Below are 19707 nucleotides of genomic sequence, written 5' to 3' on the forward strand. Positions count from 1 at the left end.
TTTAAAGTGCTAAAAAATACATCGTTGGCTTCCTGTTTAATTAAAAAATAATTGGTTTTTTTAAGGTCCAATAATCACTACTAGTACAGCTTAAGAGGATTGTTCTCAAGAAGGATTTAAAATGATTGATCGTCAAAAAATTATAGAGATCTTTAAGGCATCTCCTACCCCTACTTCTATTGTTTCTGCTGATGATCCTGAATTTTCGTTCGTTCAAATGAATGATGCTTATTTGGAGATGACCGGCGGGAATTAAGAAGACCTTATCGGTCGCTCTATTTTTGAGGCATTTCCAGCCAACCCGGATGAAGCAAAGCCTACCGGGCCTGAACGGCTGCGCGCATCCTTCCAACGAGTATTGAATACGAAACAAACGGATTAAATGAATGACATCTGTTATGACATAACTCTCAAAGACGGAACCTACAAGGAGTATTATTGGAGAGTTGTAAATGTTCCGGTTTTTGATGATGAAGGTTCTGTTGAGTTCATTATAAATTCAGCAACTAATATTACTGAACAAAGGCTGAATGAACACAAGTACGAACTGATGCTCAACAATGCAGAGGATAGTTTTGTACTCATTGATCGGGAAAGGAAGATCTTGAACTTCAACGAAGCCTATGCCGAGAAAACCAGAGATATTTTTGGTAAAGATCCTGAAGTAGGTATATCTATTATGGAATTTGCTCTTCCGGAAAGAGTAGATAAGGTAAATGATATTTTAGAAAAGGTTTTTAATGGGGAAATAGTCAAAGCCGATCTTGAAATGACAAATACGGATGGTCGCAATCGGTATTTCTATACTACATATCGGCCTGCAATTCTTGAGAACGGGGCTATTTACGGTGCCCTTTTTTCAGTTTATGAAAAGACTAAAGAATTTGACACCAAAAAAGAATTAGAGATAAGTGAAGCACGATACCGGGCATTAGTAGAAAACGGGAATGATGTTCTATTCATTCTATCTCCTGAAGCTAAACCTACCTACATCTCCCCTTCCATAAAAAACGTATTAGGTTACTCTCAGGAAGAAGCGTACGAAATGGACCTAATGAAACTTGTGCATCCGGATGATATATCAATAGTAGCTTCTGAATTGGAAAAATGTATGGACAAACCAGGAGAACCTTTGGAAGTTACTCCTGCCAGAATGAAGCATAAAGATGGCCGTTATCGATGGTTCGAAGCTACCATAACTAACATGCTTCACGATCCTGCTATAAATGGTATTGTTGACAATTTCAGAGACATCACAGATCGCATTGAATACCAGGAAGCTATTGCCGAAGCTAAGGAAAAGTACCAATCTCTAATACAAACTATTGACGGGGTTGTTTGGGAAGCTGAACCTGACTCATTACAAACTTCCTACATGAGCCCCCAGTCTTTACCCATTTTAGGACATGATGCAGATGTTTGGGCTTCCACCGTTGGTTTTTGGGAAGATCACATCCATCCCGATGACCAAAAGAAAACCTGTGATAAATTCATAAAACTGACTCAAGCCGGAAAGAACCATGAACTTGAATATCGTTTTAAAAAAGAAAATGGAGAATATATATGGGTACGAGATGTAATTACGGTAATTACTGAAGATGGAATACCGGAAGTCATTCGCGGAGTTATAATTGATATCAATAAAGAAAAGGAACTCCAAATTGAACTGGATCAAGTCTATAAAATAGCATCCATTGGAAATTGGGAAGTGGACATGGTAAATGATCAATTATATTGGTCAGAAGTAGTAAAGAAAACTTTTGAAGTTGATCCTGATTTTAAACCTGAGTTAAATACTGCTATCGAGTTTTACACAAAGAATGAGAATCGGGATGCTGTAGAGAAAGTTGTAGAAAAGGCACTGGAAGTAGGTAAATCCTATGACATTGAATTGCAGATCACTACAGCTAAAGGAAATAGAAAATGGATACGAAATATTGGGAAGCCCGATTTTAGGGATGGAAAATGCGTCCGAATTTATGGGACAACTCAAGATATAACTGAGCGGAAAGAGGCAGAATTAGAGCTGAAAAGGTCTAATGAAGCATTGGTTGAAAGAATCAAAGAGCAACGTTGCCTATACGATATTACAAATCTAAATGAAGGAGACCTTACCATACCTAAGTTGCTTGAAAAGGCAGCTAATATTATTCCAAGAGCTATGTTGTTTGAAGAATTCGCACAAGCTCGTATTACATGGCATAACCAACATATGCGGACGTGAGATAATTTTTACAAACGACGCTTTTACAAAGTTCACCGGATATTCTGAAGAGGAAGTAACGGGTAAAACACTGCACTTTTAAATGGACCTGACACAGATGATAAGATCCGCAGTAAACTCCGCAAAGCCATGGATAATTATAAACCTCTGGAGGTGGAGTTCATAAATTATAAAAAGAACGGTGAAAAGTTTTGGATCAATACTTCCATGGTTCCGGTTCAAAACAGTAAAGGTGATTTTACACATTGGGTGGCTATTGGCAGAGACATAACTGATCGAAAACAAAATGAAAAAGCTATAAAAGCCTCTCTCTCTGAGAAAGAAACCTTACTTGCTGAAATTCATCATCGTGTGAAAAATAACCTTGCGGTCGTATCAGGGATGATGCAACTCCAGGCTTTTGAATCTGACAATGAAGTCTTACAAGAAAAACTGTATGATAGTGTAGTGCGTATCAAAACGATGGCAACCGTTCATGAGCTTCTATACCAGTCTAACAGCTTTTCAAAACTGGAGTTCTCTGATACATTAAAAAAACTGGTTGAAAATATCTCCGAAACGCTACAGCCTGACCATAAAATAGGCATTGATATTCACTGTGACCCCATCACTTTGAATATAAACCAGGCTATTCCTGCCTCTCTTATAGTTAATGAAGTAATTACAAATGCCTATAAACACGCTTTTAAGGATAAAAAAGCAGGTACTATTAGCTTTAATTTGAAAGAACTGAATACTGAAATCATTATTGAAGTAATGGACAATGGTGTAGGTATTCCTGAAGGGATGTTAGAACAGGGTGGCTCATTAGGAATTCATCTGATCAATGTGCTTTGTGATCAAATAAGCGGAACAGGTGAATACTAAAATACGGGTAATGGTACTACCTGCACCCTCCGTTTTGAGAAACAGGAAACAAAAAAAGGTATCGGAAACGCCGGATTCGATTAGGATCAGTCTTCCAGCAAAACCGGCAACTCTCCGACCTGAAGTAACTCAGATAGTTTCTGCCCAACATATGTGTTATCTCTCCAGCCCATGAATTCCAAAGCTCTTGGTCCATATGCCATTAAAGGAACGGGCGTACCAGTGTGGTAACTTGTAGTCCAATAAATTTCAAGTGAATCACCGTCTGCATACTGTTGCTGAAGGGTCATCCCTCCTGTTTCATGATCTGCTGTAAGTACAACCAAGGTCTCTCCGTCTTCCCGCGCAAAATCAAGTACGGCTTTAACAGCATTATCAAAATCTTCAACTTCACGCAGCAAGTATTCGGAGTCGTTTCCATGTCCTGCCCAATCTATTTGACTGCCTTCAAGCATCAAAAAGAACCCATCTTCATCTTTGCTCATTATATCCAAAGCTTTTTGGGCCATTGTGGCAGTCGAAGGTTCACCTTCATTTCTTTCCATTCCATCTTCTGCAAAAAGTCCAAGCAAACGATCTGAATCTGAATTCTGAAGATCCTGTTCATTCATCAGTATTTGATACCCGGCTTCTTCAAATTGCCCTAAAAGATCCAAAGAATCGCTTCGCTGATTCTCAGAAAACCACTGAACTCCTCCACCTAAAAACACTTCTACGCCGGAATCCAAAAAGTCAGCCGCAATTTCTTCCTGCATACTTCTTTGTTCAACATGCGCTGCAAAACTTGCAGGTGTTGCATGGGTAATAGATGAAGTTGAGATCAATCCGGTGCTAAGCCCTTTCTCTTCAGCAAGCTCCAAAATGGTTTTACAGGGCACCTGATTTGGATCAACACCAATGGCTCCGTTGTAGGTTTTAAGTCCACAGGAGTAAGCTGTAGCACCCGAGGCAGAGTCTGTGATCAGGTTATCAGAAGAATGTGTTTTTACAAAGCCTGTTACCGGCATAGTCTGCATGTGAAGCAGTCCATCCGGACCTACAATAGCGTATTGCCCGGCTGTGATCTGTGCTAAACCTGTTCCATCTCCGATTAAAAGGATCACATTTTTTATAGTATTGGTCTCCACCAAGGGTAATAACTCAGGAACTGAACCTTCAGATTCCATGACTGAAATAACCTCTGTGTTTTCAGGCTCTGTTTGTTGGCAGGCTACTGTTAAAAGAGTAATAAATAATATCGAGCTGAGTTTTTTCATGACAAATTTTTTCTTTCAAGTTAATGAATTACTTCGGCTTTTAGATTAAGAAAATGTAAAATCCTGATCAATAAATCAGGAGAACAAAGCTTTGATCAAACCCCAAAACCCTTTAGCAGGTTTTAGTGATTTTTGATTTCGTTTTGTGGCTTTTTTGATACGTTCAGCTGGTATAACCGGTCCTGTTTGTTTTTTGGACGATCCATTCTGCTTGTTATCAGAACCTTTCTTGGAAGACTTAGCTACTTTCTTATCCCCTGCTAAGATCACCTCTACACTTTTGAGGTTTTGGACTTTTCGGTTCGCCTCTGCAATTTCCTTGGCAGAAAGCTTTTTAGGTTTCTTTTCAGTCTTTTTCTTAGATGCCTTTTTTTCTGTAGAGCCTGATTGAGAATCCTTCTTCTTTTTCGCAGAAACATTGTTCTGATCTGAAGACTGATCTGTGTCTTTTGTAGTTTTTTTCTTAGAGTCGGGAGTTTTCTTCCGAACTTTTTCTTTGGGTTCGGGCTTAGTGGAATCTGACTTGGATGATTTCTTATTGGAACTACCTATTTCCAACATTTCCAATTGGTCGCCTACCTTATCCTGAATGGCACTGAATGCACGACGGTCTTTCTTATTTACAAAAGTGATGGCTACACCTGATTTATCGTAACGACCCGTTCGTCCTATTCTATGCACATAATCATCTACCTGCCGGGGCACATCATAATTTACAATAAGGGAAACATCGGCTACATCTATTCCTCTTGCCAATACATCGGTAGCTACAATTACAGGAACTTTACCGCTCTTAAATTCATGCAGTGACTTATTTCGTTCATCCTGATCCCTATCGCCATGAATACTGCCTGCCTTGATTCCTTTTTTGATCAATAACCTTTCCAGTTCATCCACGCCTCGTTTGGTAGCACAGAAAATTATGCACGAATCCCATTCGAGATCATCCAGAACATCCTGAATAAGATTCAACTTCTCTTTTTGTTCCACAAAATATCCCTTCTGGGAAATACTTCCGGAAGGCTTCTCAATAGCGATCTCGATCTTCTCAGGATCATTCATGAAGTCATTAGCCAGCTTTTTGATCTGATCAGGCATGGTTGCTGAGAATAACAATGTCTGGCGTTCCTTGGGCAGCTTTTTAATGATCTTGGTTACATCAGGCAAAAATCCCATATCGAGCATACGGTCAGCTTCATCAAGCACAAGAAATTTCACATGGCTGAAATCAACATCAAGTACTTTACTTTGATCTATCAATCTACCGGGAGTAGCTACAATAATATCTATTCCTGAGCGAAGCGCTTTGGCCTGTTTTGCAAAATCCTCTCCCCCAATTACCGTAGCGGATGAAATTCCTGTATGGTAGCCAAGAGCAAAAATTTGCTCATCTATCTGCTGTGCAAGTTCCCGGGTTGGAGACAAGATCAAGGCTTGTGTATGTTCAGATGGGTTTTCTAAGATCTGATGTATCACCGGTATCACAAAAGCCCCGGTTTTACCGGTACCCGTTTGAGCGGCACCGATAAGGTCTTTTTTCTCCAAAATTATGGGGATGGCCTGTTCTTGAATAGGAGTTGGTTCAGTATAGCCAATGTCGCGCAAGCCTGCTTTCAGCTCGTCGTTAAAGTCAAAATCGTTAAAGGTCAATGTATTCGTCTGTTATGAAATTTTTTATGATCCCGTAATATACACAGATAAGTGATTATTTATTCCACTTTGCTATTATTTACCCTATTTTATGAATCTAATTATCAGTTTATCATAAATCTTAACCACTAAAACTAACTATGAAATTGAAGAACTTAAGTTTAGCTGCGATTATAAGTACTGTACTCCTTATTTCAGCTTGCCAACAAAATACGGACGGTAACTATGAAGCCGACCTTTCCTCTCAAATTGACAGTGTAAGTTATGCTATTGGATACCAGAACGGCATGCTTTTAGACAGTGAGGGCCTCAACGATATTGATATGGAAAATTACCTTGCCGGATTTAATGAAGCATTAAATTCAGAAGAAGGAATTATGTCCAGGGATGAACTCTTTGCTGTTATTAATACCTATGTTCAGGAGCTTTCTGAAAGAAGAGGAAGTGAGAATATGGAAAAAGGAGCCGCTTTTCTTGAAGAAAACAAAAACAAGGAAGGCGTAATGGTAACTGAATCCGGACTTCAATATAAAGTTATTGAAGAAGGTGAAGGTGAATCTCCAACAGCTGAAAATGTTGTTCGGGTACATTACGAAGGGAAACTAATTAACGGTGAGGTCTTTGATAGTTCTTATGACAGAGGCGATCCTGCTGAATTTCCTCTTAACCGCGTGATTCCGGGCTGGACAGAAGGTGTTCAATTGATGAAGGAAGGTGCTACTTATGAGTTCTATATTCCTTCTGAACTCGCATACGGTGCCCGCGGTCCTCAGGGAAGTCCGATTGGACCTAATTCAACACTGATTTTCAAAGTTGAATTACTGGAAGTAAAACCGGCAGAGTGATAATCTCTTTCTAAGGAAATAAAAAGCCCCGCTCATTATCTTGAGCGGGGCTTTTTTCATTTAAAGCAAAAAATTAAAGACTACTAACTCACATTAAAATTATCTAAGTGCTTTTAATAGAATAGATGAGCATATTCAGAAAAGAATAAGGGGGAAACAGCTATCAACTGCTCCCCCCTGATACGTTGGCTTTTTGGGGTACAAACTTTTTGCTACAATGTTATATGCGTTGTAGCTTTTTTATGTGATAATGTTCCGACTCCGAAATTCTTTTACTTTGCTATTCCCAAAGTTTGTGTCTAACCCCACTATTTCTTGATACCGATCTAAGTACAGATTTTATTACAATTTCCTCATGTGCAACTAAAAGAGTGTTAAGTCGGGCTCTTGTTACAGCTGTGTATAAAATTTCTTTAGAAAGTATTGAATTTTCTTTACTTGGCAACACTATTGCCACATTCTCGAACTCTGAACCCTGACTTTTATGTATTGTAATGGCAAAAGCAGGTTCATAGCCTGATAATCTGGTCGGCGATACAACTACATCTTGCTCTCCTTCAAATATCACGCTTTCCTGTTCTTCATTATATAAACCGATCTCTCCATTCCTTATCCGTAAAATAGCATCATTCCTGGTAGCCATTACAGGCCTTCCATCATACCACTCGTTGGATGTTAATAGGTTATTCTTCCTTTTGATCCTATACTCTGACCAGCTGTTAAGTTGTTCTACCCCCAGATCCGATTTTCGTATGGCACATAGGATCTTCTTCCGATTAGCCTCTTTCATTCTTAGATCCTGACTTTTAGAGTTATACTCTTCGTAGTGCTGAATGGAGAATGTTTCAATAAGCTTATCTATGCTTTCCCTGGATGGTTCAATGATAGCTACGTCACTAAATTCAGGATCTTTCAAGACTTTCAGAACTTCGGTAGGATCTGCACGATTGATAGCTTCAGCAAGCTTTTGAATTCCGCTCTGTTCCCCAAAACGATAACTCTTTGTCAGGAATACAATACAATCATTAACTGAAGGTACATTTTTAGCAACCGGTATAGATGCCCCTGTCAGTTTTCCTACTGTAGCAGCAATTTGTTCAGAAAAACTATTTTCTCCGCCGCATATATCTCCAAGAATAGAACCGGCCTCAACAGAAGCCAACTGATCTTTATCTCCGAGAACTATTAACTTTGTGTCAGGACCTACAGCACGAATAAGTCTTACCCACATAGTGATATCCAGCATAGATGCTTCATCTACAATCACAAGATCGTAGGGCAGCTGATTATCTTGATCAAACTTAAAATTACTGCCATTATGATCAGCACCTAACAATTTATGAACGGTAAGGGCATGCTCAGGAAGCTCAATTCCGTCTTTAAATATATCAGGAAGATGTACTTTTCCTTCCTCAATGGAGTTTATAAGCCTTCGGGCAGCTTTTCCGGTTGGTGCGGCAAGTGCGATCTTAAACTTTTCCTCAGGATGCGCTTTTGCTTGAGCTGCGATGATATTCAGAACCGTATATGTTTTACCGGTACCTGGTCCTCCTGATATCACAACCAGATCTTTTAAAAAGCTTAAACACACGGCTACCTGCTGCCAGTCTACTTCAAAAAGATCTCCTCCAGACCTAAGTAAACCTGCCAGAATTTTTTGGTCCTGCTTATTGATGGCATTTGTAACAGAAGACCGTTGTTTTATCCATTTAGTCAATTCCTCTTCATACTTCCAAAAACGATGAAAATATAATCTGCGGTTCTCAAGAACCAGAGGGGCAAGTTCCCCATTTTGGCTTACCAATTTGCTTCTCTGGAGTTCATTTTCCCAAATTTCAAGAACATTCTGATCTATTTGAATACCCGTATTTTCATCTTCAAAAAGAAAATCGGGTAATGATTCCGGGTTACTTAGATCAATACACAGATGGCCTTGTTGCTGAGCAAATACACAGGAGGCCGCAGCTAGCAAAACAGGCTTGGAAACATCCTTATCCAATTCAATCAATAACCGAACGAATTCCTTTTCAATTCCGGTAATGATTTCATTCTGGTGCCAAACCTCCATTTTATCAAGAATATTCACTTATACTTCCCCCTTAAAATATTGATCGAGTTTCTGAATAACCTCTTGGTCAGGTTGGTCGAAATATACTCCGCTTCCTGGCACATCACGATTTACCCCCCGCAAAAACAGATATAGCACTCCGCCAAAGTGAGCTTCATAGTCATAATCTTTTATTCGTGACGAAAGAAACCTATGCAAAGCCAGCGTATAAATATGATATTGCAGATCATAGCCGGAATCTTCCATCGCTCTCCGCAGTTTTTCACTTCCATAGTCATCCAATTGATCACCTAAATAATTCGACTTGTAATCAAGGATATAAAACTTACCATCTGCTCTAAAAGTAAGGTCAATGTACCCTTTCATAAATCCTTGCACTGTTTCCCCCGGAATGGATTTTGGAGATTCAGTTCGAATGATCTTCCACAACTCTTCCGCTTTCAGATTCTGAACAGGAAAAAAGAATTCCATCTCTTTGAGGACATTAGGATCTGAGAGCTTTGAAAGAGAAATATCAGGACTCTTTAATGGGTGTTCAAGAACCTCAGAAATCCACTTTATAGTCTGTGGTTCCCATCTCTCATCTATACCGGAATAATTAAGATTCTGCTCTATAACCTCATTGATGTTTGAAGGGTCAGTAAAATTCAGATCTTCAAAAATATTATGCAAACAAGTCCCTGCATTAGCTCCCTTAGGAAATCCAAACCGATCATTGCGTTCAGTGGTGGGAACGGTATTTATTTCAATTTCATCATAATCTTTCCCGAATTCTCGCTTCTCCTTTTGTCCTGAAAGAGATGAATAACTGAGTAATCTCGGGAATCTGAAAAGATCATTACGGGTAAAAGAAGCTTTCTTTAGTTCTTCTTTTTCATTGGCATCAAGAGACATTGTAACCACCTTTGATGCTGTGGGTGGGCATACTTTTATATTCTCAGTTGATTCAAGTGTTTCCTTTATAGATCCGAAATTTACCTTTGTGGCTTCGGAATTTCTTCTCAAAATAAACCCAAGCGGAGAGTTATCAATATCTCTGTAGTTGGGTAAGATCACATAACATGCGGAAATGGCCCTGGTCAATGCCACGTAAGTAAGTCGTACATCCTCTGCCTGATTTTGCTTCTCAGTTAAAGCAATATGATCGGAATTTCTGGAGTGGTTAGCTCCCTGGCTGATATCAATATGAGTGAAACCTTCTTTATAAAATTTCAAGATATCATCCTTCTTAGGCGTAGCTTTGGAGCTCCACAAAAAAGGGCAAAAGACAACGGGGTATTGAAGTCCTTTTGATGAATGAATAGTCGTTATCTGTATCAGCCCTTCATCACTTTCCAGCCTTAGCTGCTCATCTTCGGATGAATCTTTAGAGTCATCCTGACTGACCTTGGAATAAAACCATTTGAGCAACGCTTTATCATGCAGATGTTGCTCCCTTGCAGCCTTAGATAATAGTTCAGATATATGTATAAGGTTTGAAATTCGGCGCTCAGCTGCATTTTCTTCTGATATTCTTTGGAGTACATTAAACAAAGTAAATAACTCATCAATAGCAGCTTCAATACCCTTTTCTTTCCAAACTTCTCTAATCCTGATGAACAATTGAATAATTTCTATCCATTTGTCTCCATCCTTATTAAGATCGATGAGATCTTTCGCTGTAAAACCCAATAGTGAAGTAGCAAGGGCAGCCCTGACTCCGGGCTCATAGCTTATTCGTTGTATTGCATTAAGTACTCGAAATAACTCATCGGCCTCTTGGGTTTTGAAGACGCTAGTCCGTGATCGCAGCACACTACAAATACCAAATTCTCTCAGACTTGACTGAATAGCCTCGCCTTCTCTACCCTCCCGTACTAAAACTGCAATGTCTTTTTCTCTGACCTTTCCTCCATTGATCGTATAATCATTAGATAGTATTTCTGCTATCTCTTTGCTAACTGTATCATAAATAGTGTTATTTAATTCTGTTTTATTGGTATAAATATCATCATTTAACTCTATGAATTGCAATGGATTTATTACTTCACCTGAACTATTTTTTATATAGTCCGAATCCTCTTTTGATTCCGGAAATTGAGCTGATTGAAAGGATAAGTCTTCCAGCAAGAATGGGTTATCCGCTGCATCAAATAAATTATTAACTCCTTCTATCATTCGTCTATTAGAACGATAATTATGAAGAAGCTTGTAAGACTGTCCTTTATCAGTATCCTTTTTTGCTGACAGATATGTGAAAATATCTGCCCCTCGAAAGCTATAGATAGCCTGTTTTGGATCACCTATCATAAATAATCCTGCCTCCGGATGATCATAATAGATCTTACGGAATATACCATACTGAACGGGATCGGTATCCTGAAATTCATCAACCAAAGCCAATGGGTAACTTTCCCTTATACGGTCAGTCAAATATCCTGTTTTGTCATTCCTTATGCCCTTTTGTGTTATTTCAAGCAGATCATTATAGCTTAAAACATTCGCCTTTCGCTTTCTCTCCTTGAACTTCTCTCTAATGTCTTCAACGGAGTCTTTAATAAAAGCTGGCTTAATAAGTTTCAAACGATCTGTAATTTCAACATAGGAATCCATAGCTGTGAAGAAATCCAACTCAGGAACAGTGAAATCCTTTTTACTACCACTTTCTTTCATGTAGCTACCAAAGCGAACCATCCGATCAGAAATATTCACCTTTGGGCGGTCTGAGGAGATTAACTCCTTCAAGTTTTCCCAATCCTGTTCCCAGGATTTACCCTTCCTAAAAGCAGTACCATTCAGTTTTCTATTGAGATACATGTCAGCAATAATATCTCCTTCCCTCTCCCAATGCTTTTGAAGCGTTTTAAAAGCTGCTTCTAACTCATTAAGCGAATCTTGAAGATCAGATATACTGATGTTCTCAGGTACTACTTTACTTTGAGGATGAGCAAGAATGGTTTCAACTGAGCTTTTGAGTTCATCGGGGCCAAACCCAACGTCCGTTAGATAGTCCAAAACAAACCATTTTAAGTCATCCTTTTCTGCGGATTTAATGAAGGTTCGCCAATAATCATCAACACAGTCCTGTAGCATTTCTGAAGGATCTGTAAGCAGCTCAAAATTTGGCGGCACATCAAACTGGAGGCTGTACTCGCTCAATAAACGATTACAAAAACCATGAATGGTAAATACGGCCGACTCATCAAAAAGCTCGATAGCATTACGAAGCTTTTGTTCTGCCCCCACAAAACTCCCCGACAACAAATTTGTTAAGAAATCATCTTCACCAGCATCTTTATTGATCACTGCATTAAGCGATTCCCTGAGCCTGCTTCGAAGCCGTAATTTCAACTCGGCTGTAGCGGCTTCCGTGAAGGTCATGACCAATATTTGAGAAGGCTCCAGATTTTGCTCTAAAATCGCCCGAACATATATAGAAGTGATATTATAAGTCTTTCCTGTTCCAGCACTTGCTTCAACCAAAGAAATGCCTTTGAGAGGAACATCAAATACCTGAAGGAGTTTACTTTTACTCATCCTACTTCCTCACAAGCTTTTAGAAATGGTTCCCAAAATTTTAATGCATTATCATGGAAATCATCTCTGATCAAAGGATCACGATTCCTCCACAGCACCCGGTTATAGTAATCATTGGACTCAACGAAAGTATTTTTATAGGAAGGTTCCCAGGTTTTCCTGGCTTCATTAAGAGCACTTTTTTTATCCTTTGCTTCATTCCATTTTTGAGTATAGGATTTTGATGTAGCCGGGAAAAAAGAAGCAGTTACCGGCATAGGTTCCTTACTTAAAAACCACCTCAAATAGCCAGAGAATGTATCTTCAGGGATGTCTTTTGAATGTAATTCCAATACTTCAAGTTCATTCCCCTCCATTGATAGAAACAAACTTTTCTGAATAGGAATACCAATTTCCATTAGGATAAGATGTTTCAGCCAGTGACCAACTTCATATTTTGGTTTTCTCTTACCAACACGACTTGTAACGAGTATATCTCCATACAGCTCAGATATTTTACCAATAACACTTATTTCCTCTATACTAAGTTCAACATCAATGATCTGCTCTTTTCTTGAGGTTAAAAGACCTAATTGATAATTCAGTTTCCGAATCTGATCAAACTCACCCTCAAACAGCTTCTCTCCTTTCAGCTTATCCGGAATCATCCCTGAAGTCTTGACAAACTCAAAAATATCTTCTTTAGAGTTACCCTTTAATAATGAGGCATGAATAAAATCATCCAAATGGTAAGACTCCAAACTATTCAGGCTAAAAGACTCCCGGTCTGTAATGTCATTTAAATAAATACTGTCAGAAAAACCTAAACTATTTAACGCTATATATTTAGATGGATTAGTAAAAAATGATATAAGATCTTTTACAGATACTATTTCATGCACATCAGCACTTGGTTCTTTAAGGGACTCATTTGTAAAAATGCGATCGGAGCCTGATTGCTCTTCAAGATTTTCTGCGATCTTAAGGTTTAATGAAGAATAAGATCTCATTCCATTTTCATTTGAAAAATAGCTCCTGTTGAAAGGGTGCAGTTTATGTTCATAGAAAGAGATTCTGCCTTTATCCGATACGTCTAAAAGCTGTTGAACAAGCATTGAGGGAAGCCTTTTTGCATCAGAACGCTGATCCTGCCCCTGATAGCTTATATGAAGTTGGTCACCGGCGGCTAGCAGAGTTTCTAAGAATAGATAGGTATCATCCTCTTTTTGAATACGATCTCCTGGTTGAGGTAAGGCGTAGATCAGATCAAATTCAGGTCGGATTGCTTTACGTGGAAAAACCCCCTCATTAAGGCCCATTACAGCTATAAATCTAAACGGGACAGAGCGGTATGGAATATATGAGCTTACTGTAATTCCTTGTCCAAATCGGCCCGAAGTTGAGTCATTTGTACTAAACTGTGACTTGATCCAACTTATCATCATTTGAAAAGGAATTTTTCCAGATACATTTGAATAATGCAAATACTCCTTTAAACTCTCTAGAATACGATGTACCCCTGATGTTTCTTCTTTGGTGCCACCCAGAAAGGTTTGATAAAGTTTATCTACATAATTAAGCCATTCCATTGGGGTTTTAGCTTCCTGCGCCCCATTTGCAGCCTCAATTAAGGAATCGATGAATGAAGAAAATCTGGCCGTAAGTTCTATATGCTCATTCGATGCAATAGAACGATATGGAATAAGATCTCTATACAGTTCTATTTCGCCGGGCTCCATAAAAACCCCCAATAAAAGCTGATTAACCCCTTTCTGCCAGCTGTAAGGACTGTTAAACGCACTCCCAATTCCCCGATGGATCTTATTGTTGATAACCCATTCCTCCAAACGCTCAAGTTCATCATCAGTAAATGAAAAAGTTTTCTTGGTGGGCTCAAGATTAATGAGTTCAAGAATGGTACTGGGTTTATGGGATGAATCTATTGCGTCCAATAAGGCAGTCAATGTATAGATGTCAGACTGCTGATTCCTGTGTAGCTGAGTAATCGGAATAGAAGGCTCGCTTTCATTCCCTTCAAATATCATTTCTAATTCTGAGCTGTATGTTTCAGCATCTGGGACCAAGACCAATACATCCCCAGGCCCTGCATTTGGGTGCTCTTCGAGGTAATCAAGAACAGAATCTTTTAAAACTTGAACCTCCCTCCGGGAATTATGACAAGAATGAACACTTATCTCAGAAATACTTGAAAACTGACTTTCATCCAATTCAACAGTATTAACTTCAGAGTCCAAGTTCTTTAACAAGCTTTGAAAAAGATGAAACTGATCTTTGGAAGATGCGTTCCAGCTTGACAGAAGTTTTTGGAGATCTTTATTCTTATAACTTTGTAAAGAATAACGATGGAAAAAATGGACATTCTTTAAAGTTGATAAATGACTGATTATCTCTAAAAAAGGCTTATTCAAGTGGGATAATCCAAATACGAAAATACGCTCCGGTAACTGCTTAGTAAAATCCTCTCCTTTACCTAACATCCAACTAACTAGACCATTGTAAGCTTCTGAGCGACTCGGTATTGAATGTGTTAATTCATTTTTATTCCAATATTCATTTAACCGTTTCCAGAGAGCTGACTGCCATTTCTCATGCTTGTTGTTTGTACTCAAATTATGGTCAAGCCAGGATTGAATCATTTTAGGCCGATATACCTGGTATTGGTCAAAAATATCTGCGACCTGACCGCTTAATTGAAATCGTTTCTGAAGAGAATCAGACTCAGTATCATAGACAGGGATCAGATCCAGCAGCTCTGGCTTTTTTTCAAAAAGGTCAAAGAGTGCCCATTGCATTCCAGCTAAATCCGAGGGAAGCGACTGAGGGATATCTTTTTCTTTTAACCGATAAAGAACCCACATAAACTCAGACGGAAAAATAAACCTGAAATTACCTGCTATACCTTGTTTAGACGCTAACTGAAGGGACAGCCATTCTTTGATCTCGTTATTTTGGACAATAATCCAGGTTGGCTGCAAAGGATCAGAGCGCTCCTCTTGTAAAATATCGGAGAAATATTGTGCGAGCTTATCTAAAGAATGTGAGTTATAAATATGAATCATAGTCCCTTAAGTGTGGGCTTATGATAAGAAAAGCAGAGGGTTTATAAACTATAAATTTAACCGGTAGTGATGTCTTTTAAAGAATCTTTGAGGATACCATTTACCAATGCTGAATAGGACATATCTTTTTGATCTGCCAGGTTTTTAACCCTTTTGACCAATGGTTCTTCAAGATAGTAGCTGACAGTGGTCTTGTTGACCTTTTTATCTTCCTCACTCGTAAGAAGCCCATCCTCCTCCTCATCTTTTGAAGGAGTAATAAAATCAAAAGAAGCATGCCTCCGCGTGCTATATCCAGTGGATTATGTCCCAGGCTCTTTTTCTTACTCATTGGTTATTGGCCAACCCGGCACCAAGATTAATGGTTGTGGTTGTTTTTCCAACGCCGCCCTTCTGATTTGTTAATGCAATTGTCTTCATAATATCTAAGCCGTGATATGTTCTTTTTACCTAGAGAGAGTATCCTCAGCTGTTTTTGTTACAATAATATTAGTTCTATTGATTATCCAATAAAACTTATTAATTCTAAGAATGCCAAATGAAATTATTTCATTATTGCTTTATCTCTTATCTTTAATGTACCAATAATCAATAAGGATAAAATGAGATTTTTCAGTAGAAAACTAATTAAACCGGAAGACCTGAATGCCCACGGCACACTCTTTGGAGGAACTGTAATTTCTTGGGTAGATGAAGAAGCTGCCATCTATGTACTTTGTCAGCTTGGAAAAGGAAACATTGTCACTAAATACATGTCTGAGATTAACTTCGTAAACTCAGCAAAACTTGGTGAAGTTATAGAGATTGGGATGGAAACCGTTAAATTCGGTCGTACATCAATAACTGTAAAATGTGTGGTTAGGAATAAGTTTACTAAAGAAACTATCATCAGTATTGATAAAATTGTATTTGTACATCTTGATGAGTTTGGTAAACCTACCCCGCACAATATCATTGAACCCGTTAACGAATAAGAGATTATATTTTGAGCACTAAAAAAGATGGTCTGATCGACTTTTCCGCGGTTCATGAAATGCTATACGGGGAGGAAAAATTTATAAATGAATTTTCCGAAGCTGCCGTCCAGTCTTTTTCTGAGTTTCAACAAAGCTACAAAGAACATTTATTAGCTCGTGATGAAACAAATTTTCGTAAAGCTGGCCACAAAATAAAACCGGTGGCGCAGATGCTTGGTCTGGATCAAATTCTGGAGGAATATGAACATGCGAAAACATTGCTTTGGGATGATAAACCTGATGAAGCACTAAAAACCTCCGTCAAAAAGATCGATGAAATTTGCACAATAGTCCTCAAAGAATTAGACGCTAAATTGAATCAAGAGTAATATTATGACTGTATTGGTAACAGGCGGTGCCGGATACATTGGAAGTCATACAGTTCTGGAACTTCTGAATGATGATCATGAAGTAATCGTGATCGATAATCTTTCAAACAGTAATATAGAAGCTTTGAACAGGGTTCAGAAGATCACCGGAAAAGGCCTCAAATTTTATGAAGAAGATCTGCTGAATAAAAAAGCGCTTGAAAACATATTCAATTCTCATGAGATAGATTCAGTTATCCATTTTGCTGGGTACAAAGCTGTTGGTGAATCAGTGGCTAAACCACTGAAGTATTATGACAATAACATCACAAGCACTATTTATTTGTGTGAAGTCATGAAAAAGCACAGAGTTAAAAACATTGTGTTTTCCTCTTCAGCTACCGTTTATGGCGACCCTCATAAAGTTCCTATCACCGAAGATTTCCCCCTCTCGGCTACAAATCCATATGGTCGCACAAAACTGTTTATTGAATACATACTTAAAGACCTATATCTAGCTGATGATAGCTGGAATATCGCTTTATTACGTTATTTCAATCCTGTCGGGGCGCATAAAAGTGGATTGATTGGCGAAGACCCGAATGATATTCCCAATAATCTGATGCCCTATATATCTCAGGTTGCAGTAGGCAAATTGAAAGAACTTTCAGTATTTGGAGATGACTACCCTACCGCTGACGGCACCGGAGTTCGAGATTATATCCACGTAGTTGATTTGGCTTTGGGGCATCTTAAGGCATTAGAAAAACTAGATACCTCCCCTGGCCTGGTTATTTATAATTTAGGAACAGGTAATGGGTCTAGTGTTCTGGATATGGTTAAAGCTTTCGAAGTAGCTTCCGGTAAAAAAGTACCCTATAAGATAGCCCCAAGGCGACCGGGTGACATAGCTTCGTGTTATGCTGACCCTTCTAAAGCCGAAAAAGAATTGGGATGGACTGCAAAGTTTGACGTAAAGCAAATGTGTGAAGATGCCTGGCGATGGCAGTCTAACTTTCCAAATGGCTATCAAAGCTGATCTATAAAGTTGTTACTGTTACTCTTACTTATCTGTATCAACACTCAGTATTGTTATCAATACTCAATGCTCTACTTAGCGAAAAGAATAAAATAGCTTTCGGGAAAGGTATATGTGAGCAAATAAAAAAAGCCTTACTAGATGTAAGGCTTTTGTACCAAAGGTGGGAGTCGAACCCACACACCCGGAGGTACACGATTTTGAGTCGTGCGCGTCTACCAGTTCCGCCACTTTGGCTATTATCAAGGCGTCAAAGATAAGGCTTGTAAGAGGTAAATAACAAAAGGGTTTTATCATATTTTTAGAAAATATATGACCATACGCTTATACAAATTTTTCTTTCTGATCAGGGAACATTTCAGGGTAAAGGTGATTAAAAAGTTCTAACAAATCTGTAACAAAAGTACTTTACAAATACTCTTGTAATAAAAAAAGGAAGGAGCAATTATGGTCAAGTATTTAGTTTTCTGTGTTCTTGTAGCATCAGGCTATCTTGTATATTCAAATTTCCCCGTGAATCATGGTCCCGGGATTACAGCCAAAGAGGAACCCAAGATAGAACGTCTAACATGGCAAGAACCATTTACATTTAAAGGAGCCACTTTTACCCCGAAAAAGATCATTGATGCAGAGGTACGCGTCATTAAGAAAAAGAGATATTTCTTTGATTCTTTTTCAAAATACTCCCCTGTTGATGCCATCGTTGGATGGAATGAACTTTCAGACAGCCGTAATCTTGATTATATATATTTTCAATTGGGAGAAAGAGAATTTGAGCTAGACCCTACCCGCCCTCCATTATCCGTTCCAAAAATTTATGGGGAAAGTGATCTCTGGCACTTGATCCCCTCTACCGCTGAGATAGATAAAAGGATAAAATCTTTGAGAGATGGTGAGATCATTAAAATAGGAGGACTCCTGGTGGATATCTCAAATGAAGCGGACTACCAGCTTAAAACTAATACTGAGCTGTCTGAATCCACTAAACCCAACGGATTTATTATCTGGATAGAAGATTTTCACATCAGATAACTAAATATAAGTTCCTATTGATTGTATTACCGCCAAAAATTATTTTAGGTTTGTTCCTAAGGAAAAATATATCCTTGTAATTTAAACTTTAATATAATTCGGGTATGTATGTCTGATAAGCAAAAGGGTACGGTAAAGTGGTTTCATAATACCAAAGGTTATGGATTTATAAGTACGGATACAGGTGAAGATGCCTTTGTTCATTATTCTGAAATTCAAGCTGAGGGGTTCAAGAAATTAAGAAGAGGCGAAGAAGTTGAGTTTGTTTTGGATGAGGGCGATAAAGGTCTGCATGCAAAGGAAGTAGTTTCCTTAAACCCTGTAGAAGACGAGGCGGAATAAATGAAATGGGTTGGATAAAAGATGCGTACCTCGATGTAATAGTGTTACTTTTCATACTGGTTTTTGCCATGTATGAAAATACTGTGCTGGAAGTTATTCTGTGGGTTTATACATCCCTCCTCTTATTAAGCAAAGTTTTGGCGTTCTTTATGCCGGCCCTTCAACAAAAAGCAAATAACACCACTGCCCCACCTTTATTTTATAATGTTATTTATGCATTAACTGTAGCTATATTGATTTATTCTGCCAACTACTATCTGAGCGGTGCGTGGGGAATCATTTGGGTAGTTTCCGTGATAAGTTTTAGCTCTCTCAAAAAGAAAAAAAAATTAATCTGTCATCCTTGATCGTTGAAGTTTAAAATTCAGGCCTTTTGTTATTCGTTTATTTTTTCTTTGCCATTGCTCTTTTTACAACCTTTGAATGCGCAACCCCAATCTTTTGAAAAGGAAACCCGATGGTCTGTTTGGGGAGGATATTCAGCC

15 protein-coding genes, 1 tRNA gene and 2 pseudogenes are annotated in these 19707 nt (G+C 38.6%); 11 read left to right on the plus strand and 7 right to left on the minus strand.

Features of this window, described 5'->3' with window-relative positions:
• Positions 1-121 precede the first annotated feature (121 nt).
• The 4 genes and pseudogenes from ACFSVN_RS07615 to ACFSVN_RS07630 form a co-directional block, all read left to right on the plus strand.
• The gene (locus ACFSVN_RS07615; RefSeq protein WP_390300657.1) at positions 122-256 is read left to right on the plus strand and encodes a hypothetical protein; all 135 of its coding nucleotides are present in this window, start codon (positions 122-124) and stop codon (positions 254-256) included.
• 126 nt (positions 257-382) lie between these two features.
• Positions 383-2224 carry a PAS domain-containing protein gene (locus ACFSVN_RS07620; protein ID WP_390300659.1) on the plus strand — a complete coding sequence of 614 codons (1842 nt, stop codon included), beginning with the start codon at positions 383-385 and terminating at the stop codon, positions 2222-2224.
• Positions 2169-2306, plus strand: a complete 138-nt coding sequence (locus ACFSVN_RS07625; protein WP_390300661.1) for a PAS domain S-box protein — start codon at positions 2169-2171, stop codon at positions 2304-2306. Before ACFSVN_RS07620 ends, ACFSVN_RS07625 begins: the two co-directional genes overlap by 56 nt.
• Positions 2307-2323: 17 nt before the next feature.
• Positions 2324-3091 (plus strand): annotated as a pseudogene (locus ACFSVN_RS07630) (PAS domain-containing sensor histidine kinase); the annotation flags it as partial.
• Between the two features lie 86 nt (positions 3092-3177).
• Here the strand turns inward: ACFSVN_RS07630 and ACFSVN_RS07635 are convergent.
• Together ACFSVN_RS07635 and ACFSVN_RS07640 are read right to left on the minus strand one after the other, a co-directional pair.
• Positions 3178-4347, minus strand: a complete 1170-nt coding sequence (locus tag ACFSVN_RS07635) for an alkaline phosphatase (RefSeq protein ID WP_390300663.1) — start codon at positions 4345-4347, stop codon at positions 3178-3180.
• A gap of 75 nt (positions 4348-4422) precedes the next feature.
• Positions 4423-5997 carry a DEAD/DEAH box helicase gene (locus ACFSVN_RS07640; RefSeq protein WP_390300665.1) on the minus strand — a complete coding sequence of 525 codons (1575 nt, stop codon included), beginning with the start codon at positions 5995-5997 and terminating at the stop codon, positions 4423-4425.
• 140 nt (positions 5998-6137) lie between these two features.
• Here ACFSVN_RS07640 and ACFSVN_RS07645 point away from each other — a divergent pair, with 140 nt between their 5' ends.
• Positions 6138-6842, plus strand: a complete 705-nt coding sequence (locus tag ACFSVN_RS07645; RefSeq protein ID WP_390300667.1) for an FKBP-type peptidyl-prolyl cis-trans isomerase — start codon at positions 6138-6140, stop codon at positions 6840-6842.
• Between the two features lie 280 nt (positions 6843-7122).
• On the opposite strand, the gene recD is transcribed toward ACFSVN_RS07645, so the two are convergent.
• The 4 genes and pseudogenes from recD to ACFSVN_RS07665 form a co-directional block, all read right to left on the minus strand.
• On the minus strand, positions 7123-8928 hold the full coding sequence (gene recD / locus ACFSVN_RS07650; RefSeq protein ID WP_390300669.1) for an exodeoxyribonuclease V subunit alpha: 1806 nt from the start codon (positions 8926-8928) through the stop codon (positions 7123-7125).
• Positions 8929-12426, minus strand: a complete 3498-nt coding sequence (gene recB, locus ACFSVN_RS07655; RefSeq protein ID WP_390300671.1) for an exodeoxyribonuclease V subunit beta — start codon at positions 12424-12426, stop codon at positions 8929-8931.
• Positions 12423-15485, minus strand: a complete 3063-nt coding sequence (locus ACFSVN_RS07660) for an exodeoxyribonuclease V subunit gamma (protein WP_390300673.1) — start codon at positions 15483-15485, stop codon at positions 12423-12425. The genes recB and ACFSVN_RS07660 overlap by 4 nt, the downstream gene beginning before the upstream one ends.
• 339 nt (positions 15486-15824) lie before the next feature.
• Positions 15825-15905: pseudogene (locus ACFSVN_RS07665) on the minus strand (ParA family protein); the annotation flags it as partial.
• A gap of 182 nt (positions 15906-16087) precedes the next feature.
• Here ACFSVN_RS07665 and ACFSVN_RS07670 point away from each other — a divergent pair.
• Genes ACFSVN_RS07670 through galE form a run of 3 tightly spaced genes read left to right on the plus strand, consistent with a single transcriptional unit; the run spans position 16088 to position 17848 of the window.
• The gene (locus ACFSVN_RS07670; RefSeq protein WP_390300675.1) at positions 16088-16459 is read left to right on the plus strand and encodes an acyl-CoA thioesterase; all 372 of its coding nucleotides are present in this window, start codon (positions 16088-16090) and stop codon (positions 16457-16459) included.
• Positions 16460-16470: 11 nt separating this feature from the next.
• Positions 16471-16830: a taurine dioxygenase gene (locus ACFSVN_RS07675; RefSeq protein WP_390300677.1), complete on the plus strand. Its 360-nt coding sequence runs from the start codon at positions 16471-16473 to the stop codon at positions 16828-16830.
• Between the two features lie 4 nt (positions 16831-16834).
• Positions 16835-17848, plus strand: a complete 1014-nt coding sequence (galE, locus tag ACFSVN_RS07680; RefSeq protein WP_390300679.1) for a UDP-glucose 4-epimerase GalE — start codon at positions 16835-16837, stop codon at positions 17846-17848.
• A 155-nt stretch (positions 17849-18003) separates the two neighbouring features.
• Here the strand turns inward: galE and ACFSVN_RS07685 are convergent.
• Positions 18004-18085, minus strand: a tRNA-Leu gene (locus ACFSVN_RS07685).
• A 210-nt stretch (positions 18086-18295) separates the two neighbouring features.
• Between ACFSVN_RS07685 and ACFSVN_RS07690 the strand changes: the two genes are divergently transcribed.
• The 3 genes from ACFSVN_RS07690 (at position 18296) to ACFSVN_RS07700 (ending at position 19569) form a co-directional block, all read left to right on the plus strand.
• On the plus strand, positions 18296-18880 hold the full coding sequence (locus ACFSVN_RS07690) for a hypothetical protein (RefSeq protein WP_390300681.1): 585 nt from the start codon (positions 18296-18298) through the stop codon (positions 18878-18880).
• A gap of 108 nt (positions 18881-18988) precedes the next feature.
• Positions 18989-19222, plus strand: coding sequence for a cold-shock protein (locus ACFSVN_RS07695; RefSeq protein WP_390300683.1), 234 nt, complete (start codon positions 18989-18991; stop codon positions 19220-19222).
• Positions 19223-19227: 5 nt separating this feature from the next.
• A complete protein-coding gene (locus tag ACFSVN_RS07700) occupies positions 19228-19569 on the plus strand; it encodes a hypothetical protein (RefSeq protein WP_390300685.1) in 342 nt (113 codons plus the stop codon).
• Positions 19570-19707 lie beyond the last annotated feature (138 nt).

It is taken from the genome of Gracilimonas halophila (assembly GCF_042684365.1).
In the GTDB taxonomy this organism is placed as follows: Bacteria; Bacteroidota; Rhodothermia; order Balneolales; family Balneolaceae; genus Gracilimonas; species Gracilimonas halophila.